The 24,002-nt window shown below is 50.4% G+C and carries 16 protein-coding genes; 8 read left to right on the top strand and 8 right to left on the bottom strand.

All coding sequences use genetic code 11. The annotated features are described in order from the left end of the window. Positions 1 to 6: 6 nt before the first annotated feature. Positions 7 to 1,044 carry an aspartate--ammonia ligase gene (gene asnA / locus I6E38_RS01305; RefSeq protein ID WP_235392288.1) on the bottom strand — a complete coding sequence of 346 codons (1,038 nt, stop codon included), beginning with the start codon at positions 1,042 to 1,044 and terminating at the stop codon, positions 7 to 9. Positions 1,045 to 1,433: 389 nt separating this feature from the next. Here asnA and I6E38_RS01310 point away from each other — a divergent pair, with 389 nt between their 5' ends. Both I6E38_RS01310 and pnuC read left to right on the top strand, forming a co-directional pair. After that, positions 1,434 to 3,785 (top strand): TonB-dependent receptor, encoded by a 2,352-nt coding sequence (locus I6E38_RS01310; protein ID WP_235392289.1) that lies wholly within the window; start codon positions 1,434 to 1,436, stop codon positions 3,783 to 3,785. 7 nt (positions 3,786 to 3,792) lie between these two features. Beyond that, positions 3,793 to 4,398: a nicotinamide riboside transporter PnuC gene (gene pnuC, locus I6E38_RS01315; RefSeq protein ID WP_235392290.1), complete on the top strand. Its 606-nt coding sequence runs from the start codon at positions 3,793 to 3,795 to the stop codon at positions 4,396 to 4,398. Positions 4,399 to 4,435: 37 nt separating this feature from the next. On the opposite strand, the gene I6E38_RS01320 is transcribed toward pnuC, so the two are convergent. The 6 genes from I6E38_RS01320 to I6E38_RS01345 all read right to left on the bottom strand — a co-directional run bounded on the left by I6E38_RS01320 (position 4,436) and on the right by I6E38_RS01345 (position 11,617). Next, positions 4,436 to 5,179 (bottom strand): copper homeostasis protein CutC, encoded by a 744-nt coding sequence (locus I6E38_RS01320; protein ID WP_235392291.1) that lies wholly within the window; start codon positions 5,177 to 5,179, stop codon positions 4,436 to 4,438. Between the two features lie 33 nt (positions 5,180 to 5,212). Continuing rightward, on the bottom strand, positions 5,213 to 7,492 hold the full coding sequence (locus I6E38_RS01325; RefSeq protein WP_235392292.1) for a RelA/SpoT family protein: 2,280 nt from the start codon (positions 7,490 to 7,492) through the stop codon (positions 5,213 to 5,215). 149 nt (positions 7,493 to 7,641) lie between these two features. Further along, positions 7,642 to 8,985, bottom strand: coding sequence for a lytic transglycosylase domain-containing protein (locus tag I6E38_RS01330; RefSeq protein WP_235392293.1), 1,344 nt, complete (start codon positions 8,983 to 8,985; stop codon positions 7,642 to 7,644). 70 nt (positions 8,986 to 9,055) lie between these two features. Then, complete coding sequence (locus I6E38_RS01335) at positions 9,056 to 9,637, bottom strand: DUF5683 domain-containing protein (protein WP_235392340.1); 582 nt, start codon at positions 9,635 to 9,637, stop codon at positions 9,056 to 9,058. A gap of 234 nt (positions 9,638 to 9,871) precedes the next feature. Continuing rightward, positions 9,872 to 10,798: a ParB/RepB/Spo0J family partition protein gene (locus I6E38_RS01340; RefSeq protein WP_235392294.1), complete on the bottom strand. Its 927-nt coding sequence runs from the start codon at positions 10,796 to 10,798 to the stop codon at positions 9,872 to 9,874. Positions 10,799 to 10,834: 36 nt separating this feature from the next. Then, positions 10,835 to 11,617: a ParA family protein gene (locus I6E38_RS01345; protein WP_235392295.1), complete on the bottom strand. Its 783-nt coding sequence runs from the start codon at positions 11,615 to 11,617 to the stop codon at positions 10,835 to 10,837. A gap of 100 nt (positions 11,618 to 11,717) precedes the next feature. On the opposite strand from I6E38_RS01345, the gene surE reads away from it, so the two are divergent. Further along, a complete protein-coding gene (surE, locus tag I6E38_RS01350) occupies positions 11,718 to 12,479 on the top strand; it encodes a 5'/3'-nucleotidase SurE (protein WP_235392296.1) in 762 nt (253 codons plus the stop codon). Positions 12,480 to 12,539: 60 nt separating this feature from the next. After that, positions 12,540 to 13,679 (top strand): lipid-A-disaccharide synthase, encoded by a 1,140-nt coding sequence (gene lpxB / locus I6E38_RS01355; protein WP_235392297.1) that lies wholly within the window; start codon positions 12,540 to 12,542, stop codon positions 13,677 to 13,679. Between the two features lie 505 nt (positions 13,680 to 14,184). Here the strand turns inward: lpxB and I6E38_RS01360 are convergent. Continuing rightward, positions 14,185 to 15,822 (bottom strand): DUF6377 domain-containing protein, encoded by a 1,638-nt coding sequence (locus tag I6E38_RS01360; RefSeq protein WP_235392298.1) that lies wholly within the window; start codon positions 15,820 to 15,822, stop codon positions 14,185 to 14,187. 371 nt (positions 15,823 to 16,193) lie between these two features. On the opposite strand from I6E38_RS01360, the gene I6E38_RS01365 reads away from it, so the two are divergent. From I6E38_RS01365 to I6E38_RS01380, 4 genes are read left to right on the top strand one after another with little or no spacing between them, the layout of a single operon-like run. Beyond that, complete coding sequence (locus I6E38_RS01365; RefSeq protein ID WP_407936635.1) at positions 16,194 to 19,139, top strand: SusC/RagA family TonB-linked outer membrane protein; 2,946 nt, start codon at positions 16,194 to 16,196, stop codon at positions 19,137 to 19,139. Positions 19,140 to 19,152: 13 nt separating this feature from the next. After that, positions 19,153 to 20,646: a RagB/SusD family nutrient uptake outer membrane protein gene (locus I6E38_RS01370; RefSeq protein WP_235392300.1), complete on the top strand. Its 1,494-nt coding sequence runs from the start codon at positions 19,153 to 19,155 to the stop codon at positions 20,644 to 20,646. Positions 20,647 to 20,684: 38 nt separating this feature from the next. Further along, positions 20,685 to 22,190 (top strand): SusE domain-containing protein, encoded by a 1,506-nt coding sequence (locus tag I6E38_RS01375; RefSeq protein WP_235392301.1) that lies wholly within the window; start codon positions 20,685 to 20,687, stop codon positions 22,188 to 22,190. A 20-nt stretch (positions 22,191 to 22,210) separates the two neighbouring features. Continuing rightward, positions 22,211 to 23,992, top strand: coding sequence for an endo-dextranase (locus tag I6E38_RS01380; protein ID WP_407936633.1), 1,782 nt, complete (start codon positions 22,211 to 22,213; stop codon positions 23,990 to 23,992). Positions 23,993 to 24,002 lie beyond the last annotated feature (10 nt).

The following is a 24,002-nucleotide window of genomic DNA, read 5'->3' on the forward strand; positions in this document are numbered from 1 at the left end:
CTTTCCTTAGATTAAGGGCATACCAAGCTTGGCGCATTCGCGGCGCATGTCTTCGGGCCAGATGCTTGCCTGGATCTCACCGATGTGCGCCTTGTGGAGCAGAACCATACAGAGACGGCTCTGACCTATACCACCGCCGATTGACAGAGGCATCTCGTCGGCAAGCAGTCGGCGGTGGAAATACAGTTGCTCACGGTCTTCTTTGCCCTCAATTTTGAGCTGGCGGAGCAACGATTCTTTGTCGACACGTATGCCCATTGATGAAAGTTCGAACGAGCGTTCGAGCACAGGATACCATATAAGAATGTCGCCGTTGAGGCCCTCCTTGCCGTTCTCGGCTACTGTAGACCAATCGTCGTAGTCGGGAGCACGTCCGTCGTGCTTCTCGCCGTTCGACAGTTTGCCGCCTATACCTATTATAAATACGGCTCCGTATTTCTTGCAGATAGCGTCCTCGCGCTCCTTCGGCGAGAGGTCGGGGTACATTTGCAGCAAGTCTTCGCTATGAATGAAGTGTATTTGTTCGGGAAGGAAGGGCTTGATGTTCTCGTATGTCTCGCAAACCAGATACTCCGTGCGGCGAATGGCGGCATAGATGCGCTCCACAATCGACTTGAGGAATGCCACGTTGCGCTGCTCGCGGGTGACAACGGCTTCCCAGTCCCACTGGTCAACGTACAATGAGTGCAGATTGTCGAGTTCCTCGTCGGCTCTGATGGCGTTCATGTCGGTGTACACACCATATCCTGGCTTGACGTTATATTCAGCCAATGTGAGTCGCTTCCACTTCGCAAGCGAGTGTACAACTTCCGCTTTCTGGTCGCCGAGGTCCTTGATTGGGAATGTGACGGGACGCTCTACACCGTTGAGATCGTCGTTGATGCCGAGTCCTTGAAGCACGAACAGCGGTGCTGTGACGCGGCGCAGGCGCAGCTCAGTTGAAAGATTCTCCTGAAAAAAATCCTTTATGAGTTTGATGCCCTGTTCGGTCTTGTGCATATCAAGAAGGGCATGGTAGTGTTCTGGTTTTATTATTATACTCATTTTGTTGTATTTTTAATTTCGTTTTGCAAAGGTAATAAATTGTAGCAAACTGACAAATGAATACGGTATAAAATATTAAAACGACACAATGTTTTATTGATAAGATAGCAAACTGACAAGCTTCGCGGTGTAAACGATATTTGTATTAACGTCAAAACTATTGTCAGTTTAGCGAAATATTGTTAACTTTGTACTCGGAATACAAAGTGCATACCAAGGGGTGGCGGAATATTTCCGTCTGAGATTATACCCTCAGAGCTGATCCGGACAATACCGGCGTAGCGAAAAGGTTTAGCATTAAAGGCAGCCCCTTTTATGTATTATTAGTCATTGCGGATGATTTCAGGAAAACTTTTATGCCGTATGACGTTAAAAAATCAGGTAAAAAGATGAAAAAGACAATCGGTGTAGCTATGGCTGCAGCATGTGTTGCATCTGCTCAGATGGCACAGGCGCAGACCACACTTGACACCTTGAAGGTGCAGAACCTTCATGAGGTTGTAGTAAAGGGTGTGCGAGCACCCAAGAACGCCCCCTTTGCGGTGGCCAACATCAAGAGCGGTGAGCTGCAGAAGTTTGCCACTTCAGGCAAGGAAATGCCGTTTCTATTCAGCCGTACACCCGGTGTGCTGGCATGGAGCGAGAACGGTATGGGCACGGGTGCAGCGTATATGCGTATGCGTGGTGCCGGTGGTAGCCGTATAAACATCACTATCGACGGTGTACCACTTAACTCTCCCGAGGACCAGACGGTGTTCTGGGCTAACATGAACAGCTACGCTTCTATTCTCGGCAGCGCCCAGATACAGCGCGGTATTGGTACTTCTACCAATGGCGACGGTGCTTTTGGCGGTAGCATTTCGCTTGCCACTAAGGCTCCTTCTACAGTTCCGTACGTTGAACTGACCGGTTCGTTCGGCTCGTACAACACTTGGAACACTGGCATCAACTTCTCTACCAACCTCATCGGCAATAGCCTTATCTTCGACGGTGCCTATCATGAGACCAACACCGACGGCTATATACATGGCACAAGCGGACGTTCGGGTTCTTACTACGGCGGATTGACATGGATAGGCAGCAACTTCAAGTTGAGCTACAAGAACATCGGCAACTTCGAGAAGACCGGTCAGGCATGGAACGGTGTTGCAGCGTGTGACTATGAAGGCAACTCGCTCTCGTCGTATGGTATCAACAGCTATAAGGATATGTACAATTATGGTCTGGGACGATACAACTCGCTCATGGAAGACCTTGTATATCCTTCGACCGACGGCGGTCGTCTCTCTACCAAGTCGTTCTACTTCCGCGACGGACGCAAGTGGAATCAGACTACCGACAACTTCTATCAGAACCATAATATCCTCAACTTTGTTTGGCAACCGTCGGAGCATTGGAGCCACAACGCTACCGTACACTACACTTATGGTTACGGCTACTACAATGAGTTCCGCCGTGCTTCGGCTCTCGGCAAGAAGTTCGGACTGAACGTTTATGATGCCGACGGCGAACTGATTGAGTCGGAGGCTGTGCGCCGCAAGGGACTTACGCAGAACAACTACGGTGCCCTCTACAACGTGTCGTATCGTGACGACTCTTGGGATGTGACCGGTGGACTCAGCGCCCAGCTCTTCCGTTGCAACCACTGGGGCTACCTTACATATATAGCTAATGAGGAAGTGGAACGCCAGTATCTGAAGGATGGTGGCAAGTACAAGTACTATGACTCTGATGCCGACAAGAACGACTACAGCTGGTTTGTAAAGGCTGCATACAATTTCGGTTCGGGCTGGAATGCGTTTGCCGATATGCAGATGCGCATCGTTGACTATACCACCGACGGAGTGAACGACAAGTTCATCAAGGGAAAGAAGGACGGACGCAAGTTCTACACACAGCAGCAGCTCAACATCGACGAGACTTATGTGTTCTATAATCCTAAGGCAGGCATTAGTTATACACATGGCGGACACAAGGCTTACGCTTCGGTAGCCTACGCCAATCGCGAGCCGGAGCGCAACAACTTCACCGACAACAGCAGTGCAGCGCTTCCGAAGCCCGAGCATCTGTTTGACACAGAGCTTGGCTATCAGTATCGTGCCGCCAACTGGTATGCCAGCGCCAACCTTTATTATATGCGATACATCAACCAGTTTGTAATGACTGGTGCAAAGAGCGACATCGGTGAGGCTATAACAAGCAATATCAAGAACAGTTATCGTCTTGGTGCCGAGCTGTCGGCAGGTTGGAGCCCGCTGCAGTGGCTCTCATTGGAGGGCAATGCTGCGTTGAGCCAGAACAAGCTGAAGAACTTCACCGAGGAGGTTGAGGCTTGGGACACCGAGGCTGTGCACAATACATACGCCAAGTCGCCCCTCTCATATTCGCCGTCAGCCATCCTCAACGGATTTGTTGACGTACACTTCGGCGGATTCAGCGCTACATGGCACACCAATTTCGTGAGCCGTCAGTATCTTGACAACACCGAAAGCTCGGAGCGTTCAATCCCGAGCTACTCGCAGACCGACCTCTCTTTCAACTACACAAGCAAGGTTTCGAAGGCGCTTGGAATGAAGCAGGTGACACTGGGCATCGACTTCAACAACATCTTCAACCGCCATTACGCTGCATCGGGCTACGTCTACTACGACTGGTATAACGAGGGCAAGCGCACATCTACCATCGCCTACATCCCGATGGCAGGCTTTACATGCATGACACACGTCACTCTGAAGTTCTAAGAATCTGATGGTTGATTTCATTATAGAGCACGGACTCGACATCTTCACTACCGTTCTCGGCATAGTGTATCTCATTCTTGAGTATCGTGCGAGCATAGCTCTGTGGGTGGTGGGCATCATTATGCCGGCTCTCGACGTTTATCTCTACTGGAGTCACGGACTGTATGGCGATGCCGGTATGGCTGTGTACTACACTCTTGCTGCAATATACGGCTATGCTGTGTGGCGTTTCGGCAAGAAGCGTGGACAGCAGCAGGGCGATGCAATGCCAATCACCCACATGCCGGGCCGTCTGTATCTGCCAGCCGGAGTGTTTCTCGTAGTGGCATGGGCGGCTACATATTACGTGCTCACCGAGTTCACCAACTCCACCGTTCCGGCTCTTGACGCCTTCACCAATGCCCTTAGCTTCGTCGGCTTGTGGGCATTGGCACGCAAATACGTAGAGCAATGGGCGTTCTGGATAGTCGTAGATGTAATATGTTGCTATCTGTATATAGTAAAGGGTATACCCTTCAAGGCAGGACTGTACGGTCTGTATGTGGTGATAGCGGTAATGGGCTACTTCAAGTGGAAGGCAATGGTTACTACAACAAACGGTAGCAAGCATTAGACTGACGGTTTTGTATAAAAGGATAAAGGCTACAACATCACAGTTGTGATATTGTAGCCTTTACTCTTTCTGCCGACGTGTACATCAGCGTACCTTCGTCGGCATCTTTCGTACCCATATATACATCAGGGTTGATATATTGCATACGGCTCTTTACAGCTGTGCGTGCCGAGATGTGAAACTCGTGTACGCCGGTCAGCTCATGTATCTTGCGTATGTTGCTCTCGTTTACTCCGCATCCTGCAAGTATCGTTATACGGTCGTCGGCAAGGGCGTTAAGCTCCTTGAGCAGCGGTATGCCTTGCTCGGCAGTGGGCTGCTGTCCGGATGTAAGCACGCGGTCGATGCCCAGCTTTATGAGCTGACAGAGCGTCTCGTGAGGATTGTTGCAGCGGTCGAAAGCGCGGTGGAATGTCACCGACATGCCCTCAGCAGCCTCCACCAGACGTCGGTTGGCATCCATATCGAGCGATCCGTCGGCATTCAGACAGCCTATCACTACGCCGTCAACACCCAGTTGCTTACATATTCTTATATCCTCCTCCATGCGTTCCACTTCGAGTGGAGAGTAGAGGAAATCGCCTCCGCGCGGTCGGATTATCACGTGCAGGCGTGTAGAGGTGAGCAATCGGCGCGCCACCTTAATCTCGCCATACGACGGAGTGGTGCCGCCTTCGGGTATTCCGGCGCACAGTTCCACACGGTCGGCACCGCCTTTCTGCGCCGCCAGACAACTCTCTACGCCATTGGCGCATACTTCAAACAGGCATTTCCTTTCCATAATACACCTTATTTATATTATATGTAGCACTTGTTAGAGTATCTGCAGCACTTCCTTTATATCTTCAATCTTGCGCAGTTCGCACATTATCGTTTTAACTTCATTACGGTCGTGTACGCGTATTTCAATCTGTCCGTCGAATATTCCTTCGTTGCTTTCGATTGTCATCTTGTGGATGTTGACGTCGAGCTTGTCCGAAATCACTTCCGAAACGTCGTGCAGCATGCGCTTGCGGTCGATGCCTCGTATCTCGATTGTAGCGTCGAAGAACATCACCTTATGCATGTCCCACTTGGCATCGAGAATTCGCTTGCCGTAGGCTGCCTTCAGTTTGTTTGCCACGGTGCAGTCGCGTCTGTGGATTTCGATGCGGTTCTTGTTGTCGATATATCCCAGTATGTCGTCGCCAGGAATAGCATGGCAGCAGGCGGGGAATATAAATTGCGAGATATTCTCCTCGTTGATGATGACAGGTTTCTTCTTGTTGAAGCCTTCGCCAACAATAAAGAAGTTGTTTTTCTTGCTGTCCTTCTTGTCGCTGTGTCCGAAGAATGGCACATATTTCTTGAGCCAGCTGCTTGTCGATTCGTTCTTCTTCTTTTCGAGCAGTTCCTCAACGTCCTTGTCGCCAAGCAATATAGTGCGTCGGCCGATAGCGAGGAACAGGTCCTCATGCTTCTGCATGTCGTGGAATTCGCACAACTTATTGAGTACAGGTGTGGTCATTTCCAGCTCGTTCTTCTTCAACCAATCGTCGAGAATCTGCTCGCCCTTCTTCTGAGTTTCGCGGTTGTCGCGTCGCAGTATAGCCATAACCTTCTGCTTGGCTTTAGCCGTTGACACGAAGTTGATCCACGACGGTTGCACATGCTGCGACTTTGACGATAGGATTTCTACCTGGTCACCGCTCTGCAGATGATGGCTCAGCGGCACGAGCTTGTGGTTAACCTTGGCACCGATACAGTGCGAACCGAGGAAGGTGTGTATCTGGAAAGCGAAGTCGAGCGCCGTACATCCGGCAGGCATGGTTTTGATTTCGCCCTTAGGCGTGAACACGAAAATCTCGCTTGCAAACAGATTGAGCTTGATGGTGTCGAGAAAGTCCATAGCATCGGGCTGCGGGTCGTCAAGGATTTCCTTGATGGTCGACAGCCAGTTGTTGAGTTCGGAATCGTCGTCAACATTTTCGTTGTCACCAATTTCGCCTTCCTTGTATTTCCAGTGTGCTGCAAAGCCTTGTTCTGCCACCTCGTCCATATGGTCGGAGCGTATCTGCACCTCAATCCATTTGCCTTGCTTCGACATCAGCGTCACGTGCAGAGCCTGATAGCCGTTGGCTTTGGGATGGTTCACCCAGTCGCGCAGTCGGTCGGGGTGCGACTTGTATATCTGGCTGATAGCTACGTAAATCTTGAAGCACTCGTTGATTTCCTCCGAACGCACCTTAGGCGTATAGATGATGCGCACCGCAAGGATGTCGTATATTTCTTCGAAGGTGACATGCTTGTTCTGCATCTTGTTCCAGATGGAGTAGGGGCTTTTCACGCGTGCCTTCAGTTCGTACTGTATGCCCATGCGGTCGAGAGCCTCGCGTATGGGTCCGGTGAACTTTGCGAAGAGCGTATCGCGTTGCGCCTGTGTGTCGGCGAGCTTGTTCTTGATGTAGTTGTACTCGTCGGGATGCTCATACTTGAACGAAAGGTCCTCCAGTTCGGTCTTTATCTTGTTCAGTCCGAGTCGGTTTGCCAGCGGAGCATAGATGTACATGGTCTCGCCTGCAATCTTGTACTGCTTGTTGGCAGGCTGCGAAGCGAGTGTGCGCATGTTGTGCAGACGGTCGCATATCTTAATAAGTATGACGCGGATGTCGTCGCTCATGGTGAGCAGAAGCTTCTTGAAGTTTTCGGCTTGTGCCGAAGCGCGGTCGCCGAAGATGCCGCCTGAAATCTTGGTCAGACCGTCGACGATGTGCGCAATGCGTTCGCCGAAGATGTTGGAGATGTCCTCGACGGTATAGTCGGTGTCCTCCACGACGTCGTGGAGCAGCGCTGCGCAGATGCTGGTAGAACCGAGTCCCATCTCCTCAACGGCAATTCGTGCCACAGCAATAGGATGCATGATGTACGGTTCACCCGAAAGTCGGCGCACGCCTTTGTGAGCCTGTCGTGCGAAGTTGAAAGCTTTGTTTATGATGTCAACCTTTCTGCGGTGTCGTGATGCAAGGTATATCTTGAGAACTTCGTTGAATGCGTCCTCAATCATTTTGTTGTCAGCGGCTTCTCGCTGTTGGTCTTTCAAGTTCTGGTCGTCCATAGTTAGGGTCCTCCCTTTAAGTTAATACGTAATTCAGGTTACAGATTCAGGCTTGTGCCTTGTTGTCAAGAGACATATTTGTATGTAAATACAGAGCGGCGGACATGAGCCCGCCGTTCCGGTAGGCAGAATTTGTCTGCCTACTTATATTATTTAATTCTGATTTTCTTGCCAGCACGGATGCTGCTTCCGCTGATCTTGTTCAGCTTCTTGAGCTTTTTCACAGTTGTGCCGTTGCGTGCTGCAATCTCCGACAGAGTATCGCCCTGGCGGATTGTAATGCTGCGACCGCCACGTGAACGCTTCTTGCTGTGACGACCGCGTCTCGACGATGCCGAACTGCGGCTTCGTGAGCTTGAAGTGTTGCTGCGTGAGTATGTCGGGGTAGTATTGTTCACTTCTACCTCAGTACGCTTAGCCAGAAGTTCTTCAGGACGATAGGCATAGATGGAATCTTCATTGTCAATGAAGCTGCTCACCAATGTAGCCGGCAGACGTACAGCTGAGGGCTTGGTGTTGCCGTTGATGATGTTGCGACGATACTGTGGGTTGAGCTGTTTGATTTGGTCGACGTCCATGCCCAGCACTTTTGCTATCTGCTCGAAGTGGATGTCGCGGCTCACTACGACTGTATCGGTCTTTGCAGGCAGTTCGGCACGCATCGGACAGATGTTGTGGTCGCAGTAATAGTTCATGATATAGTTGGCAGCAATGAATGCCGGCACATATCCGCGTGTCTCCTTTGGCAGGTAGGGATATATCTGCCAGTAGTCCTTTTCGCCCTTTGAGCGGTGTATTGCCTTGTTGATATTCTCTGGTCCGCAGTTGTAGGCTGCGATGACGAGATTCCAGTCGCCGAATATCTTGTACAGGTCGCGCAGGTATTGTGCTGCTGCATAAGATGCAAGCACAGGGTCGCGGCGCTCGTCAACGAGCGAGTTCACCTCCAGACCATAACGCTTACCTGTGGCAAGCATGAACTGCCACAGTCCTGTAGCACCTACACGCGACACGGCGTTGGGGTTGAGTGCCGACTCGATGACGGGCAGATACTTCAGCTCAAGAGGCAATCCATAGCTTTCGAGAGCCTCCTCAAACAGTGGCATGTAGAAGTTCTGTGCGCCAAGCATTAAGCTTACAGAGCGGCGCAGGCGTCCGCTGTATCGGTCGATAAACTGCTGCACAACGTCGTTGTACGGCAGTTCGATGACTGAAGGAATGCGTGCCAGACGCTCCTTGTACACTTCTGGAGAGTACACAGGATTAACGTCCGACATATTGCAGTCGTTATTGATCTGCAGATAAGTCTTGTTGTTGTATGCCGACAGTAGGCTGTCGAATTCGGTTGTCATCGCTTCAGGCAGGTCGATAACCTCTTTCTTGCCTTGAGCGTTAGTTACGGTGATTTCCTTCTCGTTGTCGTCGCTCTGCGCGAGGATTGGGGTAGAGAAGCCCATAATTGCTGCTGCTATGAGTATTAATGTCTTTTTCATCAATAATATATATATATTCGATTTTATCTGTTTATTATTTTTTGTTTGCTGGTCTTGGCTGCTGTTGCCATTAGAAATTCAGGCTACAGTTGATGCCGAGACTATTTGATTTGAGCGGATTGCGTTCGCGGTTGTTGTTTATTATGGTCGGTTCAACTCTCAGACTGAGGTCTTTCGAAATGTCAAACTCCGACAACGATGCGTCAACATAAGCGTCGATGACGCTCAAGGCGTATACTCCGATAAGACAGAACACGCTCAGGTCGCGCCAGCGGCGGTAGGTGTCCTTACGATTCTTGAACAGTTTCTGGAATCGCGCCATATTCGAGCTGTTGATTTGTGCTCCTAAGTGTAGGAATTGGTTGTAGCTCTGCGTGTTAGGGTCGTCGTCCATGAGGTCGAGATAGGCCTGCGAGTAGTCGTGATACATCTGGTTGTTCCATCGCAGTGCATACACGCATCCTACAAATCCACCGTACACAATGGGTAGCTTCCAGTATTTTCGGTTGTAAATCTGTCCGGCTCCTGGCAACACAAGTGCGAGCCACATAGCTCGTTTGGGGTTGGGGCGCCACGTCGCCCAATTGCGTTGCTTGGCTATTTTCAGCGAGTCGTTGGTTATTTTCAGCGAGTCGTTGGTTGTAGACAGCATACGCAGTGTGTCTTGCTGGGTGAGTATGGGGTTCAGCGAGTCGGCGGCTGTAGCTTTGGCAGTTTGTGTTCTTGCCGGTGGTTCAGCCACTTTGCGTTGTGCTGCGGCGTTGCCGGCGATGAAAGTCATGCCCACAGCCACAACCAATGTTTGCAGAATATTTAGCAAAAAAGTCTTCACTGTTGTCCTATTCTTTATTTACTGTTGGAGGCTTGCCGTTGCCTTACCAGTTCATTATTCTTGTTTCATTTTGTCGAAAGCGCACATGATGCGTTCCAGTTCTTCCTCGTTGGCGAAAGGGATTGTTATTTTTCCTTTTCCCTTTGGAGAGCAAGTCATCTGCACCTTGGTCTGCAGGAAGTCGGAGAGGTGGTTCTTCAGTGCGGTGAACTCTTCGGGCAGTTTTGTCTTTGCTACGATTTTCTTCTTGCCGCTTTCCACGTCTTCGCCGTTTTTCAGCATCTGTGCCATTTCCTCCACCTTTCTTACAGAGTAGCCGTTCTTCACAACTTCGTTAAACAGTTTTATCTGCATTGATGGTGAGTCGATTGCCAGCAGTGCGCGTGCATGTCCCATATCTATCTGTTTCTTCTGCAGTGCTATCTGCACCTGGGCGGGCAGACGCAGCAGTCGCAGATAGTTGGTAATGGCTGTGCGGCTCTTGCCTACACGTTCAGACACTTTCTCCTGTGTCATTCCGTCGGCATCAAGCAGGTGTTCGTATGCCAAAGCAATCTCAATGGCGTTGAGATCCTCGCGCTGTATGTTCTCGACGAGTGCCATTTCCATGATGTTCTCGTCGTTGATGGTGCGTATGTAGGCAGGAATGGCAGTGAGTCCGGCCATTTGCGAAGCACGCCAACGGCGTTCACCGGCGATAATCTGAAAACGGTTCTCATCGACTTGTCTTAGTGTGATGGGCTGAATGATGCCTATCTCGCGTATGCTGCAAGCCAGTTCTTCGAGAGCGTCTTCGTCAAATTCGCGTCGAGGCTGGTTGGGGTTGGCCTCTATCTGGTCGAGAGGAATCACGTTGATGGTCGATGTGCCCTGCGTACGGGCAGGGGTGGTGTCAATAAGGGCGTCGAGCCCCATGCCACCTTCTATGTCTTCGAGTCCGCGTCCCAGTGCGCTTCTGTTGTATTTCTTATGTACTGCCATCCTTTTTTTTAATGTTTAATGTTTAGTGATAAAACTTCACTTTTCACTTTCCTCGGGTGTGTTCTTGTTGATAATTTCCTTGGCCAGAGCCAGATGGTTTTTCGAACCTGCCGAGTCGGCATCGTAGAGAATCACGGGCAGTCCGTGGCTTGGACTCTCGCTGAGCTTCACGTTGCGCTGAATGACGGTCTTGAACACAAGCTCCTGGAAGTGTCGTTTCACCTCGTCGTATATCTGATTGGCCAGTCGGAGTCGGCTGTCGTACATTGTCAGCAAGAAGCCCTCAATCTCGAGCGAAGGGTTGAGCTTGCTCTTGATAATCTTGATGGTATTGAGCAGCTTGGTGATGCCTTCGAGTGCAAAGTACTCGCACTGCACGGGTATGATGACCGAGTCGGCCGCAGTGAGCGCGTTGACGGTAATCAGTCCGAGCGAGGGGCTGCAGTCGATGAGTATATAGTCGTATTCGTCGCGTATCTGGTCGAGCAAATTCTTGATGACGCGCTCGCGATTCTTGAGGTTGAGCATTTCAATCTCGGCACCCACAAGGTCAATGTGGCTTGGAATGATGTCAAGTCCGTTGATGTCGGTGGTGTATATAGCGTCGCGCACGTCTGCATGGTCGATTATGCACTCATACAATGAGCAGTCAATCTCCTTTATGTCCACGCCAAGTCCGCTTGATGCATTTGCCTGTGGATCAGCGTCTACCACGAGTACGTTTTTCTCAAATGTGGCCAGTGATGCCGCGAGATTTATTGTCGTTGTTGTTTTGCCAACTCCTCCTTTTTGGTTGGCGAGTGCTATTATCTTTCCCATTTCGTGTCAAAAATTATTTGGCAAAGTTACATATTTTATGCGAGATAATGGAGGTTTAAACCTTTTTTCGTACATTTGCATACGAAATAAAGCCAATTTTATGAATATTAAAAGACCATTAATACTTGTTTCAAACGACGACGGCTATCATGCCAAAGGCATAAACTGCCTCGTCGATATGCTGCGCGATATGGCCGACATTGTGGTATGTGCTCCTGAGTCGGCCCGCTCGGGTTTTGCCACAGCTTTCTCAGCCACAGTGCCTTTGCGCCTGAAGCTGCGTCGCAAGGACGAGGGCTTCGAGATGTGGTCGTGCAACGGCACGCCGGTTGACTGTGTGAAGATAGCCTTGGAGGAATTCTTTGCCGACCGTCGTCCCGACATGGTGATAGGCGGAATCAATCACGGCGACAACGGCTCGGTCAACGTACATTATAGTGGAACGATGGGCGTTACGCTTGAGGGCTGCATGAAGTATATCCCGTCGGTTGGATTCTCGCTCTGCGACCATCGCGATGATGCCGACTTCACGCCGTTGCGCCCCTATGTGCGACAGATAGTAAGCAAGGTGCTCAACGAGGGATTGCCTAAGGGAGTGTGCCTGAACGTTAACTTCCCTAAAACCAGCGAGTTCAAGGGCGTGAAGATGTGCCGTATGGCTATGGGAACATGGTATGATGAGTGTGTCAAGATGCGCCATCCGCACGGCTACGACTACTACTGGATGACGGGAAATTACCGCAATGATGAGCCCGAGGCTACCGATACCGACAATTGGGCATTGACTCATGGCTATGTGGCGATTACGCCTACACGTATTGACGTGACCGACTACGAGACGCTGAAGAATTTTGAATTTTGAGTTTTGAGTTTTGAATTATCGCTTTGCGCTATTTTGAATTGTTCAATTTTGAATTGATATATGAGATACTACCTGATTGTTGGCGAAGCCTCGGGCGACCTGCACGCTTCGCACCTTATGGCTGCTTTGCGTCGTGTAGACGATGCAGCCGAGTTCCGTTTCTTCGGCGGCGACAAGATGTCGGATGTCGGAGGGATACGTGTGCGACACTATCGTGAGCTGGCATATATGGGCTTTATACCCGTACTCATGCATCTGCCGACCATCTTCCGCAATATGGCAAAGTGCAAGCGCGACATTGTGGAGTGGCAGCCCGACGCACTTATACTCGTCGACTATCCGGGATTCAATCTCGACATAGCCAAATATATCCATTCGCATACGCAGATACCCGTCTACTATTACATCTCGCCCAAGATATGGGCGTGGAAGGAGTGGCGCATCAAGAACATCAAGCGCGATGTCGACCAGTTGTTCTCGATACTGCCGTTTGAGGTGCCCTTCTTCGAGCAGAAGCATCATTATCCTATACATTACGTAGGAAATCCAACGGCAGAGGAAGTGCGCCAGTTCCGCGAGTCGTACACGGAGAGCACAGGCGAGTTCTGCCGACGCCACAATCTGTCGTCGCGCCCCATCATAGCATTGCTTGCCGGCAGTCGTCGACAGGAGATTAAAGACAATCTGCCTGCCATGATTGAGGCAGCCTCACGCTTTGCCGACCATCAGATGGTGCTGGCATGCGCCCCCGGAATACCCATAGACTACTACCGTAAGCTTGTAGACGGACGAGGCGTAGAGCTTGTCACGGACGACACATACGCCCTTCTCACGCACGCACGTGCCGCCGTGGTAACCAGCGGAACGGCTACGCTCGAGACAGCATTGCTCAATGTACCACAGGCAGTGTGCTACAAGACCCCTCTGCCTCGTCTCACCGCGCTGCTCAAGCGTCTTGTGCTGAAGGTACGCTTCGTATCGCTTGTCAATCTGATAGCCGGTCGTGAGGTGGTGCGCGAACTTGTAGCCGACACGTTCTCGGTAGACAATATCGCCAGCGAACTCACCCGTCTGTTGCCCGACGGCGACTATCGCAGCCAGATGCTTGCTGGATATGGCGAGGTGATGGGCAAGATAGGCGAGGACAGTCCGTCGAAATGCACCGCACATATTATATATGGGTTGGTGAAGAAGAGCTGAGCGCTCCATGGCTTACCCCTCAAATCCTCACCCCATCAACCCCTCAACACCACAACTGAAGCTCTGCTTCAAGTAAAATATTTGCATTTCTGACCGCTCAAAACTGCCAGTTGAACGAGCAAGACGACGTTTGGTGCGAAATTCTTGAGTTTTGCGCGTGCAGCACAGATGTTGCTGATATACAGCGCAATATGTCAATGTGTAAAGCCAATGTGCAATCTTGGAAATTCTAAAAGGACTACATTTTGCGGCAAAAGGGTTCGTTTTGCACTCCAAAAGGGTTCGTTTTGTAATGCAAAAGGGGTACAGTCATAATGCAAAAGGGGCTTCTTTGCTCTCCTGAACGATAACTTTGGGAGAGCAAAGAAGCCCCTTTTTGTGTTTTGAGGTGACTGAAGCGCTTTCGTGGACGATAAAAACCGCCCGTGAAATCTCTAGAATCAGATTTTCGTTTGTAACAATTTCTTACCGCCAGTACAATATTTGCATGTGCAGAACATTGCTGTCAGGAGTGTATTACACGGCACAGCTGCTCGACGTCGCACTCGAAAGTTTCGCGGTTAATGGCACGGCTCTTTATCGTAGAGCGATAGTTGTAGATGGTGCGAGGAGTATAGAAGAGCAATGCCGCAATTTCCGAACTCTCCTTGACACCCAACCTTATCAAGGCGTAAATGCGCAGTTCGGTGGTGAGGCGTCCCTTGTGTGGAGGCACAATCTGCTCGTCGGCTCGCAGCAGAGCGTTGAATTCGTCGACAAACGAGGGGTAAAGGTCGAGGAAAGCCGTGTCGAAACTGTTCATGAACGTAGCCGCATCTTCTTCCGAAAGGCGTGACGACGATGCCGTATTGAGCAGGTCGTTGACTTGACCTACTTTAATCTTGCGCTTCACAAGAGTTTCAAACTTGCTCAGACGGTCGATGTATTTGGCGCAAAGGTCGATGTAGAGCTTAGCCAGACGTTCGCGTCGGCTGTTGGTATCGAGCAATCGTGAGTTGAGAGTATTAAGCCTGTCGTTGAGCGATGACAGCAGGTTGTTGTTCTCAGACAGTTCGTGTCGGTGGCGTGCCAGCAGTCGGTTTTGCCGGCTGTAGAAGTATAGCAGCACTACAACGAACACGAATAGGATAGACACTCCGAGCAATGCGAAGCGCATGGTGTTGTTCTGTGATGACAGCTTTTCGCGATAGGTCGACACGATGACGGGCAGTTTCTGCGATATTTCAATGATACGCAGTCGGTTGTTGTAGTTCTTGGCGTCGTCCATAGCAAAATTGATGTAGCGCTCGGCGAGCAGAATGTTGTCGTCGCCCTTCTTGAACAGATACATTGCAAGGTCTTGCATGGCGAGGTTTTCGCGCGTACAGTTGAGCAGGTCGCTAATGCATGCACGCAGCATGTACTCCTCATACTTGTTGTTATTGTTGTTGGTGCTGTAGTTGTTGGCAATGGCATACGACGCCATGGCATACCATCGCGACTCTACGGGGGCTGTACTCAGAGTCTTGAAGTAGTGCTCCAGGGCGCGCTTGTCGTTGCGTTCCACATATATATAATACTCACCCCAGAAGAAATTGTAGTAAGAGTCGGTAGGGCGGAGCATCGTTACTGCCTGTTTAAGGTAATTGTTGGCACGCTCGTGATAGCGTGGCGAATAGTAATAGTCGTGACAGTAGTCGGCCCAATAGGTGTAGATGAAGTAGTAGGCTATGGTATAGTCGAACCGTAGTTCATTGTCGAGGTGTGTCGAATCAATCTTGTCGAGCAGCGCAACGGCTTCGCCATAGAGTCCGCCTACGCCCAGCAGCGACGCTTTCTCAATGCGGCATTTGTCGTGATGGAATTTGTCACCTATGCGGTCGGCAAGCGTTATTGCCTTGTCTGCATATACCATGGCAGAGTCAAATTGAAAAACGAAGTACTCATCGTACAGCTTGTCGTAAGCCGAAAGCAGCGTTTCGGGCTTTTGGCTTTTGTGTGCCATCGACTTGTAGAAGTCGATGCGTGCCTGCTTCTTGCCGTATATCTGCGTTATGTTGTCTATAATGCTGTCAATACGCTGTATAAGCTTGCCGTTGGTGTCTGCCATTGAGGAGGTGGCGGTGGCAATAAAGAATATGATAATGGCTATGTAACGTTGCATGGAGTGAATTGTTTGTGGTTTCTATAGGTTTCTGCAAATTTACAAATTTTGCAGAAATAACATATTGGATGATTGCCTTTTTGCGCATTCCTATTCATATTTTTCATTGATTCCCTTGCTTTGACAATATCATTGCTTTTCGGACGATGTACTTGGCAGTGTGAATGCGCTTTTGTAAATATCTGATTATCATATTGTTAATATTTTATTGAGTCATAGACGTGTACATATTGGGTACTTTGACGAACAACTTATGAAAATAAATTCTAAATTTGCAACCGTTAAAACAACTTAACAGCTAAAAACTCAATAATATGAACAAAACCAATCGAAAATGGATCAGCCAGATTGTTGCTTGTTCGTTTCTTGCAATGTTGCCTATAGGCGCATACGCACAGAACAATAAGACAATACATGGTGTAGTGAAGGATGCCAATGGTGAGACTATCATTGGAGCCTCCGTTGGACAAAAAGGCACTAAAAACGCCACTGTAACCAACCTTGACGGAGAATTCTCGATTTCAGTTCCCGACAATGCAGTACTCGAAATTTCGTACATCGGCTACAACAACCAGCGTGTTGCCGTAGGTGGCAAGTCGTCGCTTGAAATCGTATTGACCGAAGATGTCCACAAACTCAACGAACTTGTCGTTGTAGGTTATGGCGTTATGAAGAAGAAAGACCTCACCGGAGCTGTCGGTTCGCTTGCTGCCAAGGACATGGAGAACACGCCGGTAGCCAACATCGGACAGGCCATTCAGGGTAAGATAGCAGGATTGCAGGTTGTAGATGCCGGCAAGCCGGGCGACAACGTTACTATTAAGGTGCGCGGTATGGGTTCTATCAACAACTGCGACCCTCTTGTAGTAATAGACGGAGTGCCAACCGACCTCGGCATCAATGCCATCAACATGGCAGACGTAGAGCGTCTGGACGTGCTGAAGGACGCTTCAGCAACGGCAATATACGGTAGCCGCGGTGCCAACGGTGTCATAATGATAACCACCAAGAAGGGAAAGGAAGGCAAGGGACACCTCTCGCTCTCTGCCAATCTTGCCGTGCAGAATGCCACACGTACTCCCGACCTGCTCAATGCAAGCCAGTATGCAGCGCTGAGCAACGACATGATGAACAATTCGGGCAACACAGCCAATCCCGAATGGGCAGATCCGTCGGCTCTCGGTAAAGGAACCGATTGGGTAGACGAGTTGTTACGTACCGGATATATGCAAAACTACACGTTGAGTTATTCGGGTGGCAGCGACAAGGCACATTATTATGTGTCGGGAGGTATGCTCGATCAGACGGGTATTGTAAGAAGCGTCAAGTACCGCCGGTTCACCTTCCAGGAGAACTCTGATGCCCAGGTGCAGCCTTGGTTGAAGATGACATCCAACATAACCGTTTCGGCCGACCGCAAGCAGCAGGGCAGTTATGACATGGGCAATACATACAGAGCACTGCCCGTCTTTGCCGTTAAGGACGCCAGTGGCGAGTGGACCGGACCTGAGGGCAATTCGCTTTGGTATGGCAGCGCACGCAACCCGATCGGTCCAACCACAACCGACCGCAGCAGCACTAAGGGCTATAACCTCCTTGGCAATATCTCGGCTGAGGTAACTTTGGCTAAGTGGCTCAAGCTGAAGAGCACGTTCGGCATTGACGCCAAGTTCTGGTATAACGACAGCTATACCCCCAAGCACAACTGGAAACCCTCGCCCGTTGAGGAGAGCAGCCGCTACAAGAGCGACAACAAGTCGTTCACCTATCTTTGGGACAACTATTTCATCTTCGACCATACGTTCGCCAAGAAGCATCACGTAGGACTGATGGCTGGTACATCGGCACAGTGGAACAACTTCGACTATCTCAACGCACAGAAGAACGTGTTCGCTTATGAGGGCGTACACGAGATGGACAACGGCGAGAAGATGCATGCCATCGGCGGCAACGAGACCGAATGGGCGCTTATGTCATATATGGCACGACTCAATTATGAGTTTGCCGACCGCTATCTTCTTACCGCTACAGTACGCCGTGACGGCTCGTCGCGCTTCGGCCGCAACAACCGTTGGGGAACATTCCCGTCAGTATCGCTGGCATGGCGCGCTTCTGAAGAAGAGTGGTTCCCGAAGAACAATATTCTCAACGACCTCAAGATACGTGCCGGATACGGCGTTACGGGCAGTCAGGCCAGTGTGGGCAACTACAGCTATCTGGCTTCATACAACACCAGCGTATATCCGTTCGGCAAGACAGGAACAGAACAGTCGGCACTCGTTTCGGCAACGCTTGCCAATCCTAACATTCATTGGGAGCAGGTGGCACAGACCAACATTGGCTTCGATGCAGCACTCTTCAATCAGCGTGCCCACCTCACATTCGACTATTATATAAAGAATACGACCGACATGCTCGTAAAGGCTTCCATCCCAATCACTTCGGGATTTGAGGACACAAGCACCACTTACACCAATGCCGGAAAGGTTCGCAACACGGGTTTTGAGGTTTCGCTCAATACCGTCAACATTCAGGGTCCGCTGCAGTGGGAGACAGGTATCGTCTATACATACAACCGCAACAAGATAAAGAGTCTCAACAGCGACGTGCCTTACTATATCAATCAGGTGAACAACTCGTACGTAACGATGCTCGCCAACAATCTGCCCATCAACGTGTTCTACGGTTATGTCACCGACGGAATATTCCAGAACGAGCTGGAAGTAAAAGAACACGCCATTCAGACTGGTGCCGAGCCTGGCGACATACGCTTCAAGGACCTCAACAACGACGGTGTTATCAACGACAACGACCGCACCGTGATAGGCAATCCTAACCCCACACACATCTTCTCGATGAGCAATACGCTCGCATGGAAGGGTCTGGAACTGTCGGTATACTTGCAGGGCGTGGCTGGCAACAAGATATTCAATGCCAACAAGATAGACCTTACGGGCATGTCGGCAGCCTACAACCAGCTCACCGACGTGCTGTCACGCTGGCATGGCGAGGGCACAAGCACCACGATGCCACGTGCCGTTTATGGCGATCCCAACCAAAACAACCGCATCAGCGACCGCTTTGTTGAGAACGGTGCATACTTGCGTCTGAAGAGCATTTCGCTCTCTTACAATGTGCCGCAGCAGTGGCTTCGTGCCCTGACACTCAATTCTGCACGCATCACATTCTCTTGCGAGAACGTGGCAACGATAACCGGATACTCAGGTTTCGACCCCGAAGTGGGTGTCAACGGAATCGACCTCTCAAGCTATCCCATCTCGCGCACGTTCAACATCGGATTAAACCTAAACTTCTAACAACTGAATCATTATGAAAAAGATATTTATTCTGGCTCTCAACATAGCACTTGCAGGCTCGATGTGTTCATGCAGCGACTTCCTCGACCGTGAGCCTAAGAACACAGTCGACCCCGAAACGACGGTCGACGAGGACGTGGCGGTGTCGATGGCAAATGCCTGCTACCGTACACTCCAGTCGTCAAATATGTACAATCAACGTCTGTGGACACTCGACATCGTTGCTGGTAACAGCATAGTAGGCGCTGGTGGAGGTACCGACGGCATTGAGACCGTTCAGGCTTCCAACTTCACCACGCAGAGCGATAATGGTATGGCGCTGTACATGTGGCGCTCGCCTTGGGTCGGTATCGGACAGTGCAACATCCTCATCAATGCTCTCGAAGACAAGAATCCGGAAAAGGGCACCATTCTGGGACGTTCGCTCGGTGAGGCTTACTTCCTCCGTGCACATTATTATTATATACTTGTACGCTTGTATGGTGGGGTACCTCTGCGTCTGAAGCCGTTCAATCCAGGCGAGAGCACGGACATAGCACGTGCTTCGGTTGACGAGGTTTACAAGCAGATAATTGACGATACCAACCGCGCAGCCGATCTGCTTCCTGCCAAAAGCCAGCTTGACGACGACAATCTTGGACGTGCTACGAAGGACGCAGCCTATACAATGCTCGCCGATATATACCTCACACTCGCTCCCGACAACAATGAATACTATCAGAAGGTTGTGAGCCTGTGCGACGATGTGACAGCTCTTGGCTACGATCTAAGCCAATGCACGTACGAATCAAACTTTGACGCTACCATCAACAACGGTCCTGAGTCAATCTTCGAAGTGCAGTTCTCTGGCAATACCGAATACGACTTCTGGGGAAACAATCCGCAGTCGAGCTGGCTGTCGACATTCATGGGACCGCGAAACTCCAACTTTGTGGCAGGATCTTACGGATGGAACCAGCCTACAGAAGAGTTCATGTCGCAGTATGAGGAAGGCGACAAGCGCAAGGACCTTACCGTATTGTATGATGGATGTCCCGATTTTGACGGCATGACATACAAGAGCAGCTACTCAACTACCGGATATAACGTGCGCAAGTTTCTCGTTTCGAAGAGCGTATCACCAGAATATAACACCAATCCTGCCAACTTCGTGGTGTATCGCTATGCCGATGTGCTGCTTATGAAGGCTGAGGCTCTCAACGAGCAGGGCAAGACTGCTGAGGCAGCCGAGCCTCTTAACATCGTCCGTCATCGTGCCGGACTGCCTGGAGTGAGTGGATTGTCGCAGGAAGCTATGCGCGAAAAGATCATACACGAACGTCGTATTGAACTGGCGTTTGAGGGCCATCGCTGGTTTGACATGATACGCTTGCAGCATGGCGACTATGCCGTGAAGTTCCTCAAGTCCATCGGAAAGTCGCGTGTCACTAAGGAACGTCTGCTCTTCCCGATTCCGCAGACAGAGCGAGATGCCAACCAGCTGATGACACAGAACCCCGGATATTAAAACGTCAGGAAACATTATAAACAATAAAACGAATCAATATGAAACGATATATAAATTGCATTCATAGTCTGTTGGCTCTTCTTTTCATCGGCTTTGCCCTCTCCGCTTGCTCTGACCAGGACTACACCGAACTGGACAAAGGACGCGACCAGCTGACAATCACGGCTGACCAAGCCCTGTCCGCTCTGCAAGAGACCAACCATGCAAGTGACGCCGTCACACTGAACTGGACCACCGGCAACAATTACGGTACCGGCAACCGCATCAGCTATCGTCTGGAGCTGGCTAAGGCTGGCACCGATTTCGCCCAACCGTACGTTGCTGTGGACGAACAGACGCAGACTTACACGTGGAGCGCCAACGTGGAGAATCTTAACAACATCATTCTCGACAAGATGGGAGGCACCGTTGGCACACCCATTGACATCGAAGCACGCGTCACTGCCATAGTCAGCGGCGCAGAAGAGACACAGACTGCCACCACGCAGTTCACCGTTACACCGTACGAACCCGTCACATCCACATTGTATATTATAGGTAGTGCTGCTCCAAACGGATGGAGCGCCGACAATGCATCGGAAATGACTCGCACCACCAACGGCCTCTTCACTTGGGAAGGCAAGCTCAATAGCGGCGAGATAAAGTTCATAACCACTCTCGGACAGTTTCTGCCTTCATACGGACGCGGCGACAACGGTGCTCCTGTGCTCCGCACAAGCGACGACCAACCCGACGAGAAATGGACTATAGACGAGGCTCACGACTATAAAGTCACGGTCGATTTGCTTGTCGGAACAGTAAGCATAGAGAAGACAGAGGGCATAAGACCTGCCTTCGACCAGCTCTTCTTTGTCGGCAATCCAACCGGATGGGGCTTTGAACCGATGACACAGGACGCTCTTGATCCGTTCCTTTTCCGCATGGGACGCTACTTTGAGCAGGGCGTAGGAGGCGAATTCAAGTTCGGAACATCCATGAACTCATGGGAGAATATGTATAAGGCGACACAGGCAAATGCTCCTTATACGGACAAGAGCATGGCATTCGTATCAGGTTTCGACCCCGACAACAAGTGGAATCTGCAGGACAGCGAGACCGGCAAGGCTTATAAGATATGCGTTGACATTCGTTCGGGCAAGGAACGTATGATGATGAGCGAGTTCACTCCATACAAAATGATATACCTTGTGGGTGATGCTACACCCAACGGATGGGATCTTGGCAATGCAACACCGATGACTTCTACAGAGAGTCCTTATGTATTCACATGGACAGGTCAGCTCAACGCAGGCGAACTCAAGTTCTCTTGCGACAAGCAGAGCGACTGGAACGGAGCGTGGTTTATGCCTTCTGCTCCCGATGCCGAACCAAAGGGCACTGTCGAGAAGGCTCTCTTCATCAACAAGAGTGACGAAACACTTAAATCGCAGTATCTGACTGTGAACGTTAGCGACCTCGACTACAAGTGGAAGATAACATCGTCGGGCACATACACCATAACGCTCGACCAGCTCAACGAGACCGTAACAATCTCAAAAAATTAACAATCTAACAAAAGCATAAAATGAAAATGAATGCATTGCTAATAGCGCTGCCCCTATTGATAGGCTCATGCGGCGATGACAACAATAGCTACAACGACCCCGCTACCGTTCCGACGGACATCATACAGACCGTGGTGAAGACCACAGCCGACCTCTCGCTCACTGTCACTACAGACAAGGCGGCATACAAACCGGGCGAGACAGTACGCTTCAACGTGACTGACGGCACTCTGCCTGCATCGGCTCGCATACGCTACCGTCATGGTTCTGAGGTGATAGCCGAGGAAAACTTAGGTTCAACTTCGTGGACATGGACAGCTCCGCAAGCTGATTATACAGGCTATATGGCCGACATATACACAGTTGACGGCAACAATCAGCAGACCGTCTACGCCACTATTGGCGTAGATGTGTCGAGCGATTGGGCGCGATTCCCACGCTATGGCTTCATAGCTTCATACGGTAGCGACCGCACTTCGGATGTTATTGCTTCCGAATTGTCATTTCTCAACCGCTGCCACATTAATGGATTGCAGTTCTACGATTGGCAATACAAGCAGCATTGGCCGCTCGGCGGCACACCAGGCAATCTGCTCGAGAGCTACAAGGACATTGCCAACCGCGACAACTACACTTCGGTGGTGAAGGACTACATCGCTCAGGCTCACTCGTTGGGCATGAAGGCAATGTTCTACAATCTCTGTTTCGGTGCATTTGACGATGCAAAGGCTGATGGAGTGGGCGACCGTTGGTATATATATACCGACCAGAATCACTCTAAATGCGACCGCCATCAGTTGCCGTCCGACTGGAAGAGCGACATCTATCTTGTCGATCCGTCGAACAAAGACTGGCAGAATTACCTTGCCGACCGCAACGACGATGTGTATGAAGCACTCGATTTTGACGGATTCCATATCGACCAGCTTGGCTCACGTGGCACCGATTACGACTATTATGGATCGCAGGTGAATCTGCCTAACGGCTATGCATCGTTCATACGAGCTATGAAAGAGCGTCAGCCCGACAAACGTCTGGTGATGAATGCCGTCAGTAATTATGGCTCAGACAAGATTGTGTCAACAGGATGCGTTGACTTTATGTACTCCGAATTGTGGGATGGTGAAGACAAGTTCAGTGACCTCCATGACATATTGAAGGCCAATCGCCTGTATTCCGGCAATACGTTAGGTCAGGTGTATGCCGCATATATGGACTACGGACACAATAAGCCGGAGTTCAATACACCCGGAGTGCTGCTCACCGATGCCGTAATGTTCGCCCTCGGAGCATCACATCTCGAACTCGGAGCAGGACATATGCTGAGTTCAGAATACTTCCCTTATGCCGATGTGAAGATGAGCGCCGGACTGAAGAAGCAGATAGTGGCGTACTACGATTTCCTTACAGCCTATCAGAACCTGCTTCGCAACGGTGGAACAGAGACACAATGCGATATTGCAGCAGCCAAGTCTGTGGTAACGATCAATGCATGGCCGCCCGTACTTGGCAACGTAACGGCATACAGCAAGAGCGTAGACGGCAAGCAAGTGGTGAGTCTGCTCAACTTCCGTCAGGCCAACAGCTTGAGCTGGCGCGACAAGAACGGAACGATGCCCGAGCCCGAAGCCATCGACAACCTAACATTGCGTATGCGTGCAAAGAACGTAAAGAAGCTGTGGGTGGCATCGCCCGACCAACTTGGAGGCGCTCCGCAGGAACTGCAATATCGTCAGGAAGGCGACTTCGTTGTATTCACCGTTCCGCAGCTTAAGTATTGGACAATGATTGTTGTAGAATAAATAAACAATT

The sequence above is a fragment of the Leyella stercorea genome (assembly GCF_021531355.1).
GTDB lineage: Bacteria > Bacteroidota > Bacteroidia > Bacteroidales > Bacteroidaceae > Prevotella.